14 protein-coding genes are annotated in these 14,624 nt (G+C 58.0%); 9 read left to right on the forward strand and 5 right to left on the reverse strand.

The window, feature by feature from the left end:
• Window positions 1-70: 70 nt before the first annotated feature.
• Together BK662_RS06760 and BK662_RS06765 are read right to left on the reverse strand one after the other, a co-directional pair.
• On the reverse strand, window positions 71-1,657 hold the full coding sequence (locus BK662_RS06760; RefSeq protein WP_123357426.1) for a phospholipase D family protein: 1,587 nt from the start codon (window positions 1,655-1,657) through the stop codon (window positions 71-73).
• Between the two features lie 56 nt (window positions 1,658-1,713).
• Window positions 1,714-3,135, reverse strand: coding sequence for an aminotransferase-like domain-containing protein (locus BK662_RS06765; RefSeq protein ID WP_123357427.1), 1,422 nt, complete (start codon window positions 3,133-3,135; stop codon window positions 1,714-1,716).
• A gap of 179 nt (window positions 3,136-3,314) precedes the next feature.
• On the opposite strand from BK662_RS06765, the gene BK662_RS06770 reads away from it, so the two are divergent.
• A complete protein-coding gene (locus tag BK662_RS06770) occupies window positions 3,315-3,560 on the forward strand; it encodes a DUF1127 domain-containing protein (RefSeq protein WP_123357428.1) in 246 nt (81 codons plus the stop codon).
• Window positions 3,561-3,704: 144 nt separating this feature from the next.
• Here BK662_RS06770 and BK662_RS06775 read toward each other — a convergent pair whose 3' ends face one another.
• Window positions 3,705-5,015 carry an NAD(P)/FAD-dependent oxidoreductase gene (locus BK662_RS06775; protein WP_123357429.1) on the reverse strand — a complete coding sequence of 437 codons (1,311 nt, stop codon included), beginning with the start codon at window positions 5,013-5,015 and terminating at the stop codon, window positions 3,705-3,707.
• 148 nt (window positions 5,016-5,163) lie between these two features.
• Between BK662_RS06775 and BK662_RS06780 the strand changes: the two genes are divergently transcribed.
• A complete protein-coding gene (locus BK662_RS06780; protein WP_007894729.1) occupies window positions 5,164-5,517 on the forward strand; it encodes a YkgJ family cysteine cluster protein in 354 nt (117 codons plus the stop codon).
• Between the two features lie 138 nt (window positions 5,518-5,655).
• Here the strand turns inward: BK662_RS06780 and BK662_RS06785 are convergent, their stop codons facing one another.
• The gene (locus BK662_RS06785) at window positions 5,656-6,144 is read right to left on the reverse strand and encodes an Lrp/AsnC ligand binding domain-containing protein (RefSeq protein ID WP_003206849.1); all 489 of its coding nucleotides are present in this window, start codon (window positions 6,142-6,144) and stop codon (window positions 5,656-5,658) included.
• 156 nt (window positions 6,145-6,300) lie between these two features.
• Here BK662_RS06785 and dadA point away from each other — a divergent pair, with 156 nt between their 5' ends.
• From dadA to BK662_RS06820, 7 genes are all read left to right on the forward strand, one after another.
• Window positions 6,301-7,605: a D-amino acid dehydrogenase gene (dadA, locus tag BK662_RS06790; RefSeq protein WP_123357435.1), complete on the forward strand. Its 1,305-nt coding sequence runs from the start codon at window positions 6,301-6,303 to the stop codon at window positions 7,603-7,605.
• Window positions 7,577-7,930 (forward strand): RidA family protein, encoded by a 354-nt coding sequence (locus BK662_RS06795; RefSeq protein WP_123357430.1) that lies wholly within the window; start codon window positions 7,577-7,579, stop codon window positions 7,928-7,930. Before dadA ends, BK662_RS06795 begins: the two co-directional genes overlap by 29 nt.
• Before the next feature lie 97 nt (window positions 7,931-8,027).
• Window positions 8,028-9,101 carry an alanine racemase gene (alr, locus tag BK662_RS06800; protein ID WP_123357431.1) on the forward strand — a complete coding sequence of 358 codons (1,074 nt, stop codon included), beginning with the start codon at window positions 8,028-8,030 and terminating at the stop codon, window positions 9,099-9,101.
• Between the two features lie 128 nt (window positions 9,102-9,229).
• Window positions 9,230-9,778 carry a cupin domain-containing protein gene (locus BK662_RS06805; RefSeq protein ID WP_007894746.1) on the forward strand — a complete coding sequence of 183 codons (549 nt, stop codon included), beginning with the start codon at window positions 9,230-9,232 and terminating at the stop codon, window positions 9,776-9,778.
• A gap of 182 nt (window positions 9,779-9,960) precedes the next feature.
• Window positions 9,961-10,377 (forward strand): c-type cytochrome, encoded by a 417-nt coding sequence (locus BK662_RS06810; protein WP_033053381.1) that lies wholly within the window; start codon window positions 9,961-9,963, stop codon window positions 10,375-10,377.
• Between the two features lie 133 nt (window positions 10,378-10,510).
• Window positions 10,511-12,433 (forward strand): acetyl-CoA hydrolase/transferase C-terminal domain-containing protein, encoded by a 1,923-nt coding sequence (locus BK662_RS06815; RefSeq protein WP_123357432.1) that lies wholly within the window; start codon window positions 10,511-10,513, stop codon window positions 12,431-12,433.
• Window positions 12,434-12,835: 402 nt separating this feature from the next.
• The gene (locus BK662_RS06820) at window positions 12,836-13,198 is read left to right on the forward strand and encodes a DUF6124 family protein (RefSeq protein ID WP_123357433.1); all 363 of its coding nucleotides are present in this window, start codon (window positions 12,836-12,838) and stop codon (window positions 13,196-13,198) included.
• A 220-nt stretch (window positions 13,199-13,418) separates the two neighbouring features.
• Here BK662_RS06820 and BK662_RS06825 read toward each other — a convergent pair whose 3' ends face one another.
• On the reverse strand, window positions 13,419-14,342 hold the full coding sequence (locus BK662_RS06825; protein WP_052964503.1) for a CgnE/CgnB domain-containing protein: 924 nt from the start codon (window positions 14,340-14,342) through the stop codon (window positions 13,419-13,421).
• Window positions 14,343-14,624: the final 282 nt, after the last annotated feature.

Below are 14,624 nucleotides of genomic sequence, written 5' to 3' on the forward strand. Positions count from 1 at the left end.
CCGATTTGCGACTGCTGCGCAGCCGAGCGGGAGCAAGCTCCCTCGCCACAATTGATCACCATCCTCCTGACTACAACATCCGCTCCAGGCCAACCATGCTGCTGAGCCATGAATTGAAATGCTGCCACCAACTTCCCGGTTCTTTGGTCAATGTGTGCTGCTTGCCGTCATCTTCGGTGACCCAGACGACCTGACCCTTTTCCAGCCGGGCCTGATAGCTGAGGGGTGGCGCCATACCTTCCAGTGCCAGTTCGCGCACCCGTTCGGCAAGCTGCGGGTTGTCCACCAATACCCCGACTTCGGTGTTCCACAGTACCGAGCGCGGGTCGAAATTGAACGAGCCGATGAAGGCTTTCTGTCGGTCGAAAACCATCGCCTTGCTGTGCAGGCTGGAGTCGGAGCTACGGGAGGAGCTGCTCCCGCTGTGAAACAGGCGCGGTCCGCTGCCGCTGCCGCTGCCTCCGTTGTCGCCGGGCTGGCGGCGTAATTCGAACAGCTGCACACCATGCTCCAGCAAAGCTTTGCGATAAGGTTCATAACCACCGTGCGTGGCCGGCACATCGGTGGCTTCCAGTGAATTGGTCAGCAAACTTATCGACACGCCGGCATCGGCGCGATCGGTCAGGTACACCAAGCCCGGTTGGGCGGGTACGATGTAGGGCGAGACCATGATCAGCTCCTTGCTGACCCCATTGAGCTCGGGCGCCAACTGGGTGGTCAGTTGCAAGTGCGGAGCCGGCTCGCCCTTGGACAGCACCTTGCTCGGTGCGTCCCACAACGCCTGGTTCCAGGCCCAGATCAGCTCCCGACGCCAGACATCCAGGCGCGGGTGAGTGGTGTAGGCCATCAACTGCTGATAGAGCGCGTGGTTCTGTTTGCGCGTTTCCTCCAGGGATTCGTCCAGTCGGGTCCGGGTGTTTTTCAGATCCCTGGCTGTCGGCTTGGTCGAGAGAAACTGTTCGATCGGCTTGCTCAGGGCGCTGTTCCAGTACTGATCGAAGCTATGCCCCAGCTGCTCTGCAACCGGGCCGACACTGAGCATGTCGATGTCGGTGAAATTGAGGTTGGGCTCGGCATCGAAATACTCATCCCCTAGGTTGCGCCCACCCACGATTGCCGCGCTGTTGTCCGCCAGCCACAGTTTGTTGTGCATGCGCCGGTGTTGCTGCGACAGGTTGAAGAACCGGCCCATGGTTCGCGTAACGACGGTGCTGCGGCCCAGGTGCAGCGGGTTGAACACGCGGATCTGAATCTTCGGGTGCGCGGCGAGGGTCGCGATGATCCGATCCAGGCCATCGCTGGTGGTATCGTCGAGCAGAATCCGTACCCGCACGCCGCGGTCGGCGGCATTGAGCAGCTCGCTCACCAGTATTCGTGTGCTGATGCCGTCATGGACGATGTAGTACTGCAGATCGAGGCTGCTCTGGGCGTTGCGAATCAGCTCGGCACGGGCGGTGAAGGCTTCGGCGCTATCGGAGAGCAAGCGAAAACCCGATTGGCCCTGATGGGGGGCGGCCTGGGCCTGGATCGAACGGCCGAACGCCGAATCGGCCGCTGGCAGGGCCTGACTCGGCTCGCGAGGGACGTTGAGTGTTGTACAGCCACCAAGGAGCGAGACGAGTAACAGAAAAGCAAGCAGGGGCTGTCTGATTCTCACGGAGCGTATTCCGGGTGGTGGCGGTTAGCATATGGACGCCGCTTCCCGAAGAAAGGTCAGTCGGTTTCCGCCAGCAGTTTGATGGCTGTCGCACCGACCTTGCGCACTGCTTCTTCGATCTGCGGGGTTGTTTTGGCAGCGTAGTTCATCCGCAGGCAATTGCGGTATTTGCCCGAGGCGGAAAAGATACTGCCCACGGCAATCTGTACGCCTTGATCATGCAGCGCCCGATTGAGTTTCAGGGTGTCGAAGCCCTCCGGCAGTTCGACCCACAGCATGAAGCTGCCTTGCGGACGGCTGGCCCGGGTGCCAGCGGGGAAGTAGCGGGTCACCCAGTCGATCATCGTGTCGCGATTGCGCTGGTATTGCGTGCGCATCTTCCGTAAATGCGGTTCGAAGTACCCGGCCTTGAGAAATTCGGCAATCGCAATCTGCGGTTGCGGCGCGGTGGAGCCGGTGCTGATGTACTTCATGTGCAGCACCCGTTCCAGATAACGACCCGGTGCGACCCAACCAATGCGCAGGCCTGGTGCCAAAGTCTTGGAAAAAGAACTGCAGAGCAGGACGCGGCCGTCTTCGTCGAAGGATTTGATCGTGCGTGGGCGCGGGTAGGTGTAGGCCAGTTCGCCATACACATCGTCCTCGATAATCGCCACGTCGAAACGCTGTGCGAGCGTCAACAGCGCACGTTTGCGCGCCTCCGGCATGATGTAGCCCAGCGGGTTGTTGCAGTTGGGGGTCAACTGTATGGCTTTGATCGGCCATTGCTCCAATGCCAGTTCCAAAGCATCGAGGCTGATGCCGGTGAGCGGGTCGGTGGGGATTTCCAGGGCTTTCATGCCCAGGCCCTTGAGCGTCTGCATGGCGCCGTGAAAGCTCGGCGAATCTACGGCGACGATGTCGCCTGGCTCGCAGATGGCGCGGATGCTGGTGGACAGTGCTTCATGGCAACCGGTAGTGATCACCAGATCGTTGGCGCTCAACTGGCAACCGGAGTCGAGCATCAGGCGAGCGATCTGTTCGCGCAATTCAAGGGTGCCGTAGATGTTGTCGTAATACAGACCTGGCATGTCCTGCCGCCGGCTGATTCGCGCCAGGTTGCGCAGCAGCGGTTTCATGGTCGGCGTGGTGATGTCCGGCATGCCGCGACCCAGTTGCACGACGTCCTTGCGCGGTACGGCGCGGATCAGTTCCAGCACTTGATCCCACTGCGAAATATCCACCGGTCGTTGGGCCGGCCGGCCAACCGCTGGCAGCTCCGGCAGCTCGCGACTCACCGGTACGAAGTAGCCGGACTTGGGTTTGGGCATCGCCAGACCCACGTCTTCCAGCACTCGATAGGCCTGCTGCACCGTGCTCAGGCTGACCCCGTGTTCGACACTCAGTGCCCGCACTGAAGGCAACCGGTCGCCGGGACGATAGAAGCCCTGTTCGATACGCGTGCCGAGCAATTCGGCGAGGTTGACGTAGAGGGTCATGGCGCAGTCTCGGTGTGGGTGATTCGGTTAACCAGTACAGATGGGGCAAAAATATAGGATTCAGAGGCTGAAACGGAAAATCTGTATGTATTTAATACGTCCTCGTTGAATCTGTAATGCTTTTCGCCGTCCGCGCATCATGAAAGCTCTGGCTACCCAAGTAAACAGGAGCGACAAAAATGAACGGCTTGAGCGATGTGCGGCTGACGTTACACAGTCAGGAACTGGCGGCAGGGCAAAAAAACGGCGCACGCGAGGCGGTCATGCGCAATGCACCGTCCTGCCTGGGTCGCTGGGGTCTGTTCTGGCATCGTCTGCACACGCGCAAGGTGTTGCTGGAATTGACGCCGGAACAGCTCAGGGATGTCGGATTGAGTCAGGAACAGGCGCGGGAGGAGGGGCTTAAACCGTTCTGGCGGATCTGAGTTTTGCGGTGTTCTTTAAATCGATTCGCGAGCAAGCCCGCTCCCACATTTGATTTTTAGCGAACACAGATTTTGTGCTCGACAACGATCAAATGTGGGAGCGGGCTTGCTCGCGAAGGCGTCGGCACGGACGCCACAAATCTTTCAGACCAACTCTTTAAACCGATGCCACAACATCCCCAACGCCAACAACGGCGAACGCAAATGTTTACCGCCGGGGAAGGTGATGTGCGGCACCTTGGCAAACAGATCGAACCCTCCACTCTGCTGACCACTGATAGCTTCAGCCAACAATTTCCCCGCCAGATGCGTGGCGTTCAACCCATGACCGGAATAAGCCTGGGCGTAATACACATTCGGCTGCTCCTTGAGCCGTCCGATCTGCGGCAGGCGATTGGCGCCGATGCCGATCATTCCGCCCCATTGATAGTCGATTTTCACCCCGGCCAGTTGTGGGAATACCGCCAGCATCTTCGGTCGCATGTACGCGGCGATGTCTTTCGGGTCGCGTCCTGAATAATGGCAGGCGCCGCCGAACAGCAAACGTCGGTCTGCCGAGAGTCGGTAATAATCCAGCGCCACCCGTTGATCGCAGACCGCCATGTTTTGCGGCAGCAGCGCGTGGGCCTGTTCTTCACTCAAGGGTTCGGTGGCGATGATGTAACTGCCGGCGGGCAGCACTTTGCCGCCGAGTTGTGGATTGAGATCGTTGAGGTAGGCGTTGCAACCCAGCACCAGCGTCTTCGCGCGAACCGAGCCCAGGGCGGTGTGGACCTTGACCTCGGGGCCGTAATCGATACGGGTCACCGCCGATTGTTCGAACAGCTTCACGCCCGATTGCCCGGCGGCAGCCGCTTCGCCGAGTGCCAGGTTCAAGGGGTGCAGATGCCCGGAGCCCATGTCGATCAAGCCGCCGACATAGCGGTCGGAACCCACCACGCTGTGCATTTCATTGGCTTGCAGCAGACGGGTTTCGTAACGGTAACCGAGGCTGTGCAGCTCGATGGCGTCCTCGGCGAAGCCTTCCAGGTCCTGGGCTTTGTTAGCGAGGTCGCAGTAACCCCAGGTCAGGTCGCAAGGGATCTGAAAACGCTCGATCCGCTGTCGGACAATTTCCACCGCTTCCAGGCCCATCAGTTTCATCTGACGCACACCGTCTGCACCGATCACGTTGGCGAACTGATCCAGGCCATGCCCGACGCCGCGAATCAATTGCCCGCCATTGCGTCCGCTGGCGCCCCAACCGATCTTGTGCGCTTCGAGCAGCACCACGCTGAAGCCACGTTCGGCCAATTCAATCGCGGTGTTCAGCCCGGAGAACCCGCCGCCCACCACGCACACGTCCGCCACCAGCTCACCTGTGAGCACCGCAAGATCGGGTTGCGGCAGGCTGCTGGCGGCGTAATAAGAGGACGCGTGTTGGCTCGAGGCAGGTTGCTGAACGGGGGCGTTCATGTGCGTCATCCTGAGTTCGTGTGTTTGAAAAAGTTGACGGAGCATAAGCCGCCGCTTCGGACACGGGCAACACCGGTCGGTTGGCGCTGTCTGGATTGGGGTTTTTGCGTCAGAATCCCGGCCTATTCCGCATTCGGTCACCGCTTCGATGAGTTGCAACAGTCAGAAAATTCGCACGCTGCGCCAGCAGATCCCCTCTTTCGAGTGCGTGCCCGGCTGCCATGACTGCTGTGGGCCGGTGACCACCTCGCCCGAAGAAATGTCCCGCCTGCCGCGCAAGACCCGGGCCGAGCAGGATGCGGCGATGGATGAGCTCAACTGCGTCCATCTAGGACCCAACGGCTGCACGGTGTATGACGAACGACCGCTGATCTGTCGGCTGTTCGGTACCACCAAGACGTTGCCATGCCCCAACGGGCGGCGACCGGTGGAGCTGATCCATCCGCGGGTTGAGAAGCAGATTCATGAGTACATGGCTTCTACCCGACAGGTGTTGGTTTAAAGCCGCGTTACTTCAGTCGGGACCGAGTCGCCTCAATCGCGAGCAGGCTCGCTCCCACAAGGACACCGCTATACCTGTGGGAGCGAGCCTGCTCGCGATAGCGGTCGCTCAGGCAACCCTTCCCTTGTGGCTGAAGCCTCAATCCGGAATCGGCAGGTTCAAGCTCTCTTTCACTTCTTCCATCACGATATAGCTCTTGGATTCGCGTACATGCGGCAGCTTGAGCAGGATGTCGCCCAGCAGTTTGCGGTACGAGGCCATCTCGGATATCCGTGCTTTCACCAGGTAATCGAAATCACCTGACACCAAATGGCATTCCAGTACGTGGGGCAGTTTCAGCACCGCGCGTCGGAACTCTTCGAAAGTATCACCGGATTTGTAGTCGAGGCTGATCTCGACGAACACCAGCAAGCTACCCTTGAGGTGCTGCGGATTCAGGCGGGCGTTGTAGCCCATGATGATCCCTTCGCGCTCCAGTCGCCGTACCCGCTCGGTGCAGGGCGTGGTGGAGAGGCCGACCTTTTCCCCCAATTCGGTGAAGGAAATACGCCCGTCCGCTTGCAGGATCCGCAGGATGTTGCGGTCGATCTTGTCCAGCTCACGTTTGGTCTGAGTGTTGGTCCGCATAGGGGATGCGCCTCCGTGAAAAGGGTTTTTGCCGAGAATTGTCGCCAAATATAGGCACTTATATAGTGAAAAGCACTGGCTAATCTTTTTTAAACTGCCCACATCTTCGGTCTGCACAATAAACGTCAGCGGTAAGCCGCGATGAGGGATATGAAAATGCGCGTTCTGGTCTTGGGTAGCGGCGTCATCGGTACCGCCAGTGCCTATTATCTGGCACGGGCCGGCTTTGAAGTGACGGTCGTCGATCGTCAACCAGCAGCGGCCATGGAAACCAGTTTCGCCAACGCCGGGCAGGTTTCGCCGGGTTATGCCTCGCCGTGGGCCGCGCCGGGCGTGCCGCTCAAAGCCATCAAGTGGCTGTTGCAGCGTCACGCGCCATTGGCGATCAAGGCCACCTCCGACATCGATCAATACCTGTGGATGGCGCAGATGCTGCGCAACTGCACCGCCAGCCGTTACGCGGTGAACAAGGAGCGCATGGTGCGCTTGTCCGAGTACAGCCGCGACTGCCTCGACGAATTGCGTGCCGAAACCGGTATTGCCTACGAAGGCCGCAGCCTGGGGACTACCCAGCTGTTCCGCACCCAGGCGCAGCTTGATGGCGCCGCCAAAGACATCGCCGTGCTGAAAGAGTCCGGCGTGCCGTTCGAACTGCTCGATCGCGCCGGCATTGCCCGGGTCGAACCGGCCCTGGCCAGTGTCACCGACATCCTCGCCGGTGCCTTGCGCCTGCCGAACGACCAGACCGGCGACTGCCAGATTTTCACCACCCGCCTGGCCGAAATGGCCACGAAACTGGGTGTGGAATTCCGTTTCGGCCAGGACATTCAGCGCCTCGACTTCGCCGGTGATCGCATCAACGGCGTGTGGATCGACGGCAAGCTGGAAACCGCCGACCGCTACGTGCTGGCGCTGGGCAGCTACTCGCCGCAGTTGCTCAAGCCGTTGGGCATCCGGGCTCCGGTGTATCCGCTCAAGGGTTACTCGCTGACCGTGCCGATCATCAACCCGGCGATGGCCCCGACGTCGACCATTCTCGACGAGACCTATAAGGTCGCGATCACCCGTTTCGACAACCGCATCCGCGTCGGCGGCATGGCGGAAATAGCCGGTTTTGACCTGTCGTTGAAGCAGCAAAGGCGCGAAACCCTGGAGATGATCGTCAACGACCTTTATCCTCAGGGCGGCGATCTGCCCCAGGCGAGCTTCTGGACCGGCCTGCGTCCGACCACTCCGGACGGCACCCCGATTGTCGGCGCCACACCGTTCAAAAATCTGTTTCTGAATACGGGCCACGGTACGCTCGGCTGGACCATGGCCTGTGGCTCCGGTCGTTTGCTGGCTGACCTGATGGCGAAGAAAACGCCGCAGATCAGCGCCGAAGGCCTCGATATTTCCCGTTATGGCAACAAACTTCAGGAGTCCGCAAAACATGTCAATCCAGCGCCAGCTCACCAATGAGCGCATGAGCCAGATCGTTGTCCACAACAGTACCGTGTATCTGGCAGGGCAGGTCGGCGATGACATGAGCGCCGGGATTGAACAGCAGACCCGTGAAACCCTCGCAAATATCGAGCGTTTGCTGGATCTGGCCGGGACCGACAAGAATCGTCTGCTGTCGGTGACGATTTACCTGAAAGACATCGATGCGCACTTCGAAGGCATGAATGCGGTGTGGGACCAATGGCTCCCAAAAGGAGTCGCCCCGGCCCGCGCTACCGTTGAATCGAAGCTGTGCGAACCGCAAATCCTGGTTGAGCTGTCGGTTGTTGCCGCGCTGCCATAACGCTCCGCCAGAAAGATCCCTCTCCCGGTGCTGTTGGCGGTTCACGCTGTCAGCCAGCGCCGGTTTTTTTCAAATGACCGACTAGAAGTCTGCCGCCATGCGTCCAGCCCGTGCCCTGATCGACCTTCAAGCCCTGCGCCACAACTACCGGATCGCCCGTGAAGTCACGGGAGCCAAGGCCCTCGCGGTGATCAAGGCCGATGCCTATGGCCATGGCGCGGTACGCTGCGCCCAGGCACTGGAAGCCGAGGCGGACGGGTTTGCCGTGGCGTGTATTGAAGAAGCGTTGGAGCTGCGTGCCGCCGGCATTCGTGCGCCGGTGTTGTTGCTCGAAGGTTTTTTCGAAGCCGATGAACTGTCGCTGATCGTCGAGCATGACTTCTGGTGCGTGGTGCATTCGCTGTGGCAGCTCGAAGCCATCGAAAAAGCCGCGCTCAGCAAACCGATCACGGTCTGGCTCAAGCTCGACTCGGGCATGCATCGGGTTGGCTTGCACCCGGCGGATTACCAGGCGGCCTATCAACGGCTGCTGGCCAGCGGCAAAGTGGCGAAGATCGTGCTGATGAGTCACTTCGCCCGCGCCGATGAGCTGCACTGCCAGACCAGCGCCGAGCAGGTTGCGGTGTTCGAGGCGGCGCGTCAGGGTTTGGCGGCTGAAATCAGCCTGCGTAATTCGCCGGCGGTGCTCGGTTGGCCGCAGATTCCGAGCGATTGGGTGCGCCCGGGCATCATGCTCTACGGTGCAACGCCTTTCGAGGAGGCCAATGCCGTGGCGTCTCGCCTGCAACCGGTGATGACCCTGGAATCGAAAGTGATTTGCGTGCGTGAATTGCCGGCTGGCGAGCCGATTGGTTACGGCGCGAAATTCGTCACCCCCAAGCCGATGCGCGTGGGCGTGGTGGCAATGGGTTATGCCGACGGTTATCCGCGCCAGGCACCGACCGGTACGCCCGTAATGGTCGCCGGGCAGCGCAGCCAGTTGATTGGCCGCGTGTCGATGGACATGCTCTGCATCGACCTGACCGATGTGCCGCAAGCCGGCCTCGGCTCGCCCGTCGAGTTGTGGGGCAAAAATATCCTCGCCAGTGACATTGCGATGGCCGCGGGCACGATTCCTTACCAGATCTTCTGCAACCTGCGTCGAGTGCCGCTGCTCTATTCCGGGGCCTGACGAAAAACGTTCCCGACCGAAAGTCGCTTCGCCAAACAGGATTCAGGCCCAAGTGTTGTAAATACTGAACGCTGTCGCCATGATAACGCTCAATATTCTTGCAACCTGAATCCCTGGAGGCTCCAGCATTGGACGTCGGTGAACGACTGCAATCGATCCGTAAGCTCAAAGGTCTTTCCCAGCGTGAGCTCGCCAAACGCGCGGGTGTTACCAACAGCACCATTTCGATGATCGAGAAGAACAGCGTCAGCCCCTCGATCAGTTCGCTGAGGAAGGTACTGGGCGGGATCCCCATGTCCATGGTCGAGTTCTTTTCCGAAGAAATCCTGCAGGAAAAACCGACTCAGATCGTCTACAAAGCCCACGAGCTGATCGATATTTCCGATGGGGCAGTGACCATGAAACTGGTCGGTCGGGCTCACCCGAGCCGGGCTATCGCGTTCCTCAACGAAATCTACCCGCCAGGCGCCGACACCGGTGACGAAATGCTCACCCATGAGGGCGAGGAAACCGGGATTCTGGTGGAAGGTCGGCTGGAGCTTGTGGTCGGGCTCGAAACATTTGTGCTCGAAGCCGGCGATAGCTACTACTTTGAAAGTACCAAGCCGCACCGCTTCCGTAATCCGTTCGATGCCCCGGCGCGACTAATCAGCGCAGCTACCCCAGCGAATTTCTAAGAGAAGAGGCGTCCTGCCCGGATTGTGGAGACGCCCATGCTGTATTCCCATCCCACGACAAGACCCCTTCGACTTTGGGGTTGTTTCAGTGTGACGGGCTTACCGCTATACTTGCGCCCGCCTGCGAACCGTGGCCGTGGGCGTGACTAGCCACCATTGAGGGTGAACGCGTGAATCTAATTATGAAAATGCTGGCTGTACCAGCAACCGTATTGGCCCTTTGGGCAGTCAGCGCACAAGCAGCGACCAACGACGATATTGCTAAACGTCTAGAACCCGTCGGCCAGGTTTGTGTGCAGGGCAAAGAGTGCAAGGGGATGGAAGTCGCTGCATCTGCTGGTGGCGGTGGTGGTGCCAAGACCCCTGACGAAGTGATTGCGAAACATTGCAACGCTTGCCACGGTACCGGCCTGTTGGGCGCACCGAAAATTGGTGATGCCGCAGCCTGGGGCGAGCGCGCCAAGAAAGAAGGCGGTGTTGATGGCTTGCTGGCGAAAGCAATCTCCGGCCTCAACGCAATGCCGCCAAAAGGCACTTGCGCCGATTGCGCAGACGCCGAGCTCAAAGGCGCCATCCAGAAGATGTCTGGCCTGAAGTAAGCCCGGTCTTCAACGAAAAGCCGCTTAAGAGCGGCTTTTTTGTGCCCGCGATTTACCCCTGAGGCTATGCTTTGCAGCAAAGACCCGGCAAGCTCGGTCCAACCCCAATTCATGGAACGGGCGGGAGGATCAGATGGTGCAGTTGTGTTCTATCGAACAGGCGGTCGATGACGTCCTGGCGCGGTTGCCGGCGCATATCCACATGGGATTGCCGTTGGGGCTGGGCAAACCCAATCACTTCGTCAACGCGCTGTATCAACGGATCGCGCAACTGCCCGAGCGGCAACTGACGATTTACACCGCCCTGTGCCTCGGACGCCCGCCATTGGGCGATGGCTTGCAAAAGCGCTTCCTCGAACCCTTTATCGAGCGGGTGTTCGGCGATTATCCGGAGCTGGATTTCCTCGCCGACCTGCATCGCGACAGCCTGCCGGCCAACATCCACATTCATCAATTCTTCATGCAACCAGGCAGCCTGCTTAACAGCGCATCGGCCCAGCAGGATTACGTCAGCAGCAATTACAGCCACGCCGCCCGGGACATCAATGCCGCCGGCTTGAACCTGGTCGCGCAACTGGTCGCCAGCCACAGCGAGCATCCCGATCGCCTGAGCCTGAGCTGCAACCCGGACATCACCCTCGACCTGTTTCCGATGATCGCCAAACGCCGGGCGGCGGGGGAAATGATCCTGATGGTGGGCCAGGTACATAACGATTTGCCGTACATGCCCGGCGATGCGGAAATCGGCATCGACAGCTTCGACCTGCTGATCGACGCGAAGGACAGCACCACGCTGTTTTCCACGCCGAACATGCCGGTGGGTTTCCAGGATCATTTCATCGGGTTGCACGCCAGCACGCTGGTGCGCGACGGCGGTACCTTGCAGATTGGCATCGGTGCCATGGGCGATGCCCTGACGGCAGCGTTGCTGGCGCGGCAGGCTGACAGTGGCGGTTATAAGGCGTTGCTGGCGGACCTGAATCTCAGCCAGTGGGCGCAGTTGATTGAGCGTGAAGGAGGCATCGAACCGTTCGCCAAGGGCCTTTACGGTTGCAGCGAAATGTTCGTCAACGGCTTGCTGGTGTTGGCCGATGCCGGGATTGTGCGGCGCAAAGTCTACCCGGACGTGCTGGCCCAGCAGCAGGCGAATGCCGGCACGCTGGACGAGGCCGTACAAACCGACGGTATCTGCGTGCATGGCGGGTTTTTTCTCGGGCCGCGCAGTTTTTACGAGCGCCTGCGCGAGCTACCGCAGAGTAAGCGGCTCGAGTTCAACATGACCCGCATCAGCTACATCAACGAGCTCTACGGTCAGGAAGAGCTCAAACGCTTGCAGCGCCTCGATGCACGCTTCATCAATACCGTCTTCACCATGACCTTGATGGGCGCGGGGGTGGCCGATCAGTTAGAGGATGGACGGGTACTCAGCGGTGTCGGCGGGCAGTACAACTTCGTGGCCCAAGGGCATGCTCTGGAAGGCGCGCGTTCGATCCTGCTGCTGCGCAGTTGGCGCGAGTCGGGCGGTGAACTCAGTTCGAATATCGTCTGGGATTACGGCCACTGCACGATCCCACGGCACCTGCGGGACATCGTCGTCACCGAGTACGGCATCGCCGATTTGCGGGGCAAGACCGACGCGGCGGTGATCGAGGCGTTGCTGAACATCAGCGACTCACGCTTCCAACCGGGGCTGATCGAGCAGGCGCAGAGCGTTGGCAAATTGCCGAAGCATTTTCGACTCGATCCGCGTTTCGCCGACAACAACCCACAGCGGTTGCAGGCCATTCAGGCACGGCATACGAATCTGTTTCCGGAATATCCTTTGGGCTGTGATTTCACCGCTGAGGAACGGGATTTATTGCGGGCGCTGAGCTGGTTGAAGAGCAAGTTCAAGCTCACGGAGATTCTGGAATTGGGCAAGGCTGCGCTGGATGCACCAGCGGCTTCGGAATTCCCGGTGCATCTGGAAAGGATGCAGCTGACGAAACCGGAAGGGCTGAAAGAGGATTTGTTTCAGCGGCTACTGCTCACTGGCCTGAAGGCTACCGCGCAGTAACAGCCACCACAAAAACCTGTGGGAGCGGGCTGGCCCGCGATATAGGAGTCAGCTCGAAGTGCCTGTTTAAAGGTGTTTAGAGTTACTTCCTGAAAGCTACAGCACCTTGCGGCATTGCCTACGACTACGCCAGAATCCGCCGGCTTGTGCGTTATGAGCACCCTCGGTAACTTGATTTCCGTCACTGATTCCCAGTGATCGGGTTTAGTAGCCCGTGGTATTAGAAGGTCGCACGAGCGTCCGTCAGACAGGTATTTCCATGCCTGTATTTGATGGTGGCTGTGCGTAGGGCGCCCTCGGGTGCGCCGGCTTTCTTCTTTTCCCCGGTCTACTAACCTGCGTACAGCCGCCACCCCCTCGTATTAGTAGCGAGGCGTGGCTGCCCATTAGGAAAAGAATACTATGTGCAAAATTACGCCCAATCCGCCAGACGCCGATCCGGCATCCCCCTACGAATCACTCGATTCAAGAAAACTCCACGAAGCCGCCGACCGCGCCCTCGATCACTACCTAAACCCCTCCATCCTCAAATCCCCGGTCGCCCGCAAACCGAGCACCATGTTCATGGTCGCGCCGGATATCAGAGATGAAGACCTGCTGACGCATACTTGCGAATCACTCGCCTCGGCCAGCGTCATGACCAGCGACTTCGCGGGTTACCTGGAAGGACCACATCGGCACACGGCGATGGCGATTCAACAGATCATCATGTTGGCGGAACTGGCAGTGAATAGGATGCTCGATAACGTCAAGGTGTCCAAGTAACCAGCGGGAAACCGTGTAATCGTTCATCGCGAGCAGGCTCACCCCTACTTGGATCTCCAGAGAACACAAATTTTGTGTCCGGCGAACATCCAAATTAGGAGTGGGCTTGCCCGCGATAGCGATGTATTCAGCAACGCGAGGGGGCGCACATGCGCAGGCGTTGTTGCGACAGAGATATAGAACAGATGTTTTTAACGTTATCGGGTTGCTATTGAATTAATTAGTGTATTGGGTTTACGTTCACGGAAGGACTAAGGAAGTCTATGTGGTAACCGGAAGACCCATCACCAATGGCTAAATGAACCCCGCTGATGCCTTCATTCATTTGTGAGTTGATCTTGTAATCAATATTTGATGCGATAGCCTCGTTTACCCCGATGGCGAACTCCGTCAGTTGAAGTCCACGAGAACCAGCCGCAAGATCCAGAAGCTTTATGTGCTCCTCATTTTTTACCTTTAGTGAAGTGATGGTGTTGTCTTTTATTGATAAGAGTGCACCTTCTTCCGAAATTCGATCACTCAGCCATCTAAGGGAGGTTTTCAAACCATCTGGCAGTATCGGATTAGGTTTTCTAAGTACTGTTAATATTCCCGCGATTTTTAATGTGCCGGTAAAAGAAAACGGACAGGGCTCTTGTGGGTTCATGTGCGCGTAATGAACTTCAAAAAACTCTGCCACGGACTGAACAAAATCGTGAGACACGTCTTCGGCAAGTAGTGCGTAAGGCTGGGCGTGCGGAAAAACCGAGACCTGCGCATCGGCGTCGTTACCAGACAGGAGAAATGACTCATTTGAATTGAGCATGTTTAACACGGATCGCTGTGTACATAAGGCATGTTCAAAATTGCAGCTCAGCAAAAGCTTCAGGCTATAAAGCGCCGCAGCTACAGTGGGCTCGAACACTTGAGTTGCGCAGAAAACGCTTTTCTTGCTCTCCGTGTTTTTTGCTAGATCAAACGTCATTTTTGCAGCGTCGTTGCTAAAGGAAAAAACAATACTGTTTTTTGGTAATTTCTCTAGCTTTGAAATATTGGCCGTATTGAACCCTAGAAGCGCACATTCTCTGAGGAAGTCCTCTGAGTCCGCAATAATTGATAATTCCTCATGGCCGAAGAGTGTCGATATCCTATTCGGTGGTGACATACAATCCTCCTGGTTTTTTCAATGTGCGGCAAAAATGCTTGCCGCACATTGGTGTTATTTACTCTTCTGTGTGAGCCCAAGCCAATGGAGCCCACCCAAAATTATCCGGACCAGAAGTGATCCGGTTAAGCTTTTCTTCGACGTTTTTTTCATTTTTCATCTGATCATCCTTTTTCATTTTTTTGGTTTTTGCTCCCCGAACTGCTTGGGATTGGAATAATTAATACAGAATTTTCTAATGTATTAAATGATTGTTTGGGCGATTTTTAGAATAAATTTATC

It is taken from the genome of Pseudomonas frederiksbergensis (genome assembly GCF_003732275.1).
In the GTDB taxonomy this organism is placed as follows: Bacteria; Pseudomonadota; Gammaproteobacteria; order Pseudomonadales; family Pseudomonadaceae; genus Aquipseudomonas; species Aquipseudomonas frederiksbergensis_H.

What these genes read in the sequence shown, in the direction of transcription:
- alr (WP_123357431.1), top strand. Translation starts at nt 8,028, where the DNA reads ATGCGTCCAGCCCGTGCCCTGATCGACCTTCAAGCCCTGCGCCACAAC.
- BK662_RS06795 (WP_123357430.1), top strand. Translation starts at nt 7,577, where the DNA reads ATGTCAATCCAGCGCCAGCTCACCAATGAGCGCATGAGCCAGATCGTT.
- BK662_RS06780 (WP_007894729.1), top strand. Translation starts at nt 5,164, where the DNA reads ATGAGTTGCAACAGTCAGAAAATTCGCACGCTGCGCCAGCAGATCCCC.
- BK662_RS06810 (WP_033053381.1), top strand. Translation starts at nt 9,961, where the DNA reads ATGAAAATGCTGGCTGTACCAGCAACCGTATTGGCCCTTTGGGCAGTC.
- BK662_RS06820 (WP_123357433.1), top strand. Translation starts at nt 12,836, where the DNA reads ATGTGCAAAATTACGCCCAATCCGCCAGACGCCGATCCGGCATCCCCC.
- BK662_RS06765 (WP_123357427.1), bottom strand. Translation starts at nt 3,135, where the DNA reads ATGACCCTCTACGTCAACCTCGCCGAATTGCTCGGCACGCGTATCGAA.
- BK662_RS06785 (WP_003206849.1), bottom strand. Translation starts at nt 6,144, where the DNA reads ATGCGGACCAACACTCAGACCAAACGTGAGCTGGACAAGATCGACCGC.
- BK662_RS06775 (WP_123357429.1), bottom strand. Translation starts at nt 5,015, where the DNA reads ATGAACGCCCCCGTTCAGCAACCTGCCTCGAGCCAACACGCGTCCTCT.
- dadA (WP_123357435.1), top strand. Translation starts at nt 6,301, where the DNA reads ATGCGCGTTCTGGTCTTGGGTAGCGGCGTCATCGGTACCGCCAGTGCC.
- BK662_RS06770 (WP_123357428.1), top strand. Translation starts at nt 3,315, where the DNA reads ATGAACGGCTTGAGCGATGTGCGGCTGACGTTACACAGTCAGGAACTG.
- BK662_RS06825 (WP_052964503.1), bottom strand. Translation starts at nt 14,342, where the DNA reads ATGTCACCACCGAATAGGATATCGACACTCTTCGGCCATGAGGAATTA.
- BK662_RS06815 (WP_123357432.1), top strand. Translation starts at nt 10,511, where the DNA reads ATGGTGCAGTTGTGTTCTATCGAACAGGCGGTCGATGACGTCCTGGCG.